The organism is uncultured Veillonella sp., assembly GCF_900545205.1.
Classification (GTDB): Bacteria; Bacillota; Negativicutes; order Veillonellales; family Veillonellaceae; genus Veillonella.
The window spans coordinates 1-3,540 of the sequence record NZ_UQYC01000115.1; the positions used below are offsets into that span (position 1 = coordinate 1).

Below are 3,540 nucleotides of genomic sequence, written 5' to 3' on the forward strand. Positions count from 1 at the left end.
GAATTATGGTTGGTTTTGACTTTGTCAAAACCCGCACTCTGGCATATGTTCAATCATATTGATTGATTACCTATCATTGTTCAGTTTTCAAAGATCTGTTATCAGTTTCACGCTTCAGTGAAGCGCCATCTGACGACTTGATTATAATAACATGTGAGCACTTTCATGTCAACACATTTTATAATCTTTTTTGAAGTTCTTTCGAACTTCAAAGTGTATTTCTACACTCATTAAGAAACAGTCGTTCGAACGACTGTATGGATATTATAGTATAACCAAAAAATAATGGCAACCCCCAATTCTCAACTTCACACAACTTTCATTGCCCATTCATTTTCCAACCTAAAAACTAAAGATTGATTTTATACAATCTATTTTGTATAATGTAGCTGTAATATAGACTCTTTCACTTATGCAGCTATATAGTTATATACTATTTAGCACTATATTTTAATTTTAAATGAGCTCTATATTTCAATTTAGTCTTTTATTATGGTAGATATTATTAATACTATAATAATGTGTAAGGAGATTGAGTATGAAATTATCCAAACGTTTATTATCCAAAACAGTTGCTATTGCTGCGGTATGTGCAACTATGGCCGCTGTAGCCTTTGCTGCACCACAAGGTACATTTGATACCTCAGAAATTCAAATTACAGGCGAAGCCTCTCGTTCTGTAGCACCTAACTATGCGATTTTAACACTTGGTATTACTAGTGAAAACACTAATATCAATGCTGCAAAATCCAATAACGATCGCATCATGAGTGATTTAATCAGCAAGTTAGGTCATTTAGGTATCGACAAAAAAGATATTTACACATCTAATATTTCTATTAACCCTACAAGTGATTATCAAGATGGCAAACGAATCAACACTGGTTATAGTGTAGCAAATCGTGTAACTGTAAAAATCAACAATCTTGATAATGTAGGAAAGGCTGTTGACGCTGCTGTTAGCGCTGGCGCCAACGATATCAATAACCTTTCATTCCAAAATGATGTATCTCAACAACTGTCTGATTCTTTAACTACTGAAGCAATTCAAGACGGTCGTCATAAAGCTGAGGTTATTGCTGCAGCCCTTGGTCGTACTTTAGGCCCTGTAAAAACTGTTTCTATTAGCACACCACAAACAAGCTCTATGGACTCTGGTTCCTATCGTAACGCCGTAATGTTAAAAGCGTCTCTCGAAACTGCTACTCCTGTTGAAAAAGGATCATTAGTAGTTTCTCAAGACGCTAATATTACTTATTATTTACAATAGAATTTTCTGGTACCACACCTTCGTGGACCGCTACAATGCCGCCTGTCAATTCATGATAGGTGGCATTTTCATATCCTAAAGATTTCCAGATTTCAAGAATCTCGCTTTGATGAGGATATCTGCGTAAGGATTCTGGCAACCATGCATAAGAGGAATTATCCTTACTTAACTTACCTATAATAGGTAATATATAGGAGAAGTAGAAATTATATAACTGTTTAAAACCAAACATGCTTGGCTTTGCAAGTTCTAACACAACTACTTTCCCACCTGGCTTTACAACACGTTGCATTTCAGATAGCACTTGTTTAATATCTGGCACATTGCGCATTGCAAAGCCACTCATAGCCGCATCAAAAGTATTATCAGCATATGGTAAAGCCATCGCATCACCTTGTACTAGATTAACTTGATCTAGTAACCCCGCATTTTCGATGCGAACACGACCTTGATCGAGCATTTCACAGTTAAAATCTAATGCCTCTACTCTTAGTGTTGGTTCTTGACGTAACGCTTCCTTTGTAAACACACAGGTACCACATGCTACATCAAGCACACGTTGGTGAGGACCAATATTCATTGCTTTTACAGAGAATTTGCGCCAAAAATAATCTTGTCCAAAGCTTAAGACTGTATTCATTAAATCATAGTTTTTTGCAATATTAGAAAAAACACCTTGTACAAATTGCTCTTTATCGGCATACGTTTTAAATTCTTTAGTATTCATTATGGTCCTTTCACTAATCAAGAACTATATTCAAACTCTTTACTCGCATAGTATATCATACTATGCCCCCTATCAAAAGAATCCTATTATATATACTATATATAGTAATTATGTAATAAGCACATATTTAGTTAAAACCATATATTCACTACTGTTAAAATTAGTATATTACAAAATAAACATCGTTATCAATCACAGTAGATCTAATTTAACTATATATAAATGACTATGATATTATCTATTGCCACCATTCTATGTTCGTTGTATAATGACATATGTCCATGACGAAAAGATATCTTTTCCATGGTCTTTTATTAGTTTTTATTAAGTATTGGAGTGTACTATGAATCGATTTGTAAAAACAATCAATAGAGTCAGTCTAATCCAACAAATTATCATAGGTTTGATTATTGGTATTTTGACAGCTCTATACGTGCCAGATGTGGCAAATGAATTAGCTTTATTAGGCGTTCTCTTTGTTGGTGCTTTAAAAGGGATTGCACCAATCCTCGTATTCTTTCTTGTAATTGCAGCCATCAGTAAACACCGTTCTGGTCAAAAAACAGGAATGGGCTCTGTAATCACATTATATTTATTAGGTACATTCCTTTCTGCAGCACTTGCTGTAGTCGTAAGTTTTATGTTCCCTACTACATTACACCTTGCAGCTAGTGCAGCCGATGCAGCTCCACCACAAGGTATCGTAGAGGTAATGAAAACACTTTTAAAAAATATTGTTGATAATCCAGTAAAAGCCTTGATGACTGCTAACTATATCGGTATTTTAGGCTGGGCACTTATCATTGGTGGCGCTTTACGCCATGCACCAATGAATACTAAGGAAGTAATGGAGTCTATCGCTCAAGCTATTACAACTGTAGTAGGTTGGATTATCCGCTTTGCTCCTCTTGGTATCATGGGTCTCGTAGCTGACTCTATTGCTACTAACGGTATTGAAGCTTTAATTGGTTATTTCCAATTACTCGTATTACTACTTGGTTCTATGATTTTCGTAGCATTAATAGTAAACCCACTTCTATCTTTTGTATATCTTCGCCGTAATCCATATCCATTGGTTTTCAAATGTTTACGTGAATCTGCAATCTATGCGTTCTTTACTCGTAGCTCTGCTGCAAACATCCCTGTTAACCTCGATTTAGCAAAACGTTTAAAACTTAACCCTGATATGTATTCCGTATCCATTCCATTGGGTGCAACAATCAACATGGGTGGTGCAGCGATCACAATTACAATCATGACATTAGCTGCTGCCCATACACTTGGAATCGTTGTAGATATCCCTACAGCAATTCTCTTATCTGTTATTGCTACTATCGGTGCTTGTGGTGCTTCTGGCGTTGCTGGTGGTTCCCTACTTCTAATTCCTCTTGCTTGTTCTCTATTTGGTATCTCCAATGACATCGCAATGCAAGTTGTAGGTGTAGGCTTCATCATTGGCGTTTTACAAGACTCCACTGAAACAGCACTTAACTCCAGTACAGATATTCTCTTCACTGCTACTGCAGATTATGCAAAACGTGGC

General features: G+C 36.1%; 3 protein-coding genes. 2 read left to right on the forward strand and 1 reads right to left on the reverse strand.

The window, feature by feature from the left end:
• The first annotated feature begins 538 nt into the window (after positions 1–538).
• A complete protein-coding gene (locus QZR70_RS08700; protein WP_295794553.1) occupies positions 539–1,270 on the forward strand; it encodes an SIMPL domain-containing protein in 732 nt (243 codons plus the stop codon).
• On the opposite strand, the gene QZR70_RS08705 is transcribed toward QZR70_RS08700, so the two are convergent.
• Positions 1,251–1,997 carry a ubiquinone/menaquinone biosynthesis methyltransferase gene (locus QZR70_RS08705; protein WP_295794554.1) on the reverse strand — a complete coding sequence of 249 codons (747 nt, stop codon included), beginning with the start codon at positions 1,995–1,997 and terminating at the stop codon, positions 1,251–1,253. The two genes, QZR70_RS08700 and QZR70_RS08705, sit on opposite strands and share 20 nt — an antisense overlap.
• A 343-nt stretch (positions 1,998–2,340) precedes the next feature.
• Here QZR70_RS08705 and sstT point away from each other — a divergent pair.
• Positions 2,341–3,540, forward strand: a 1,200-nt coding sequence (gene sstT, locus QZR70_RS08710; RefSeq protein ID WP_295794555.1) for a serine/threonine transporter SstT, incomplete at its 3' end; no start/stop codon positions are given.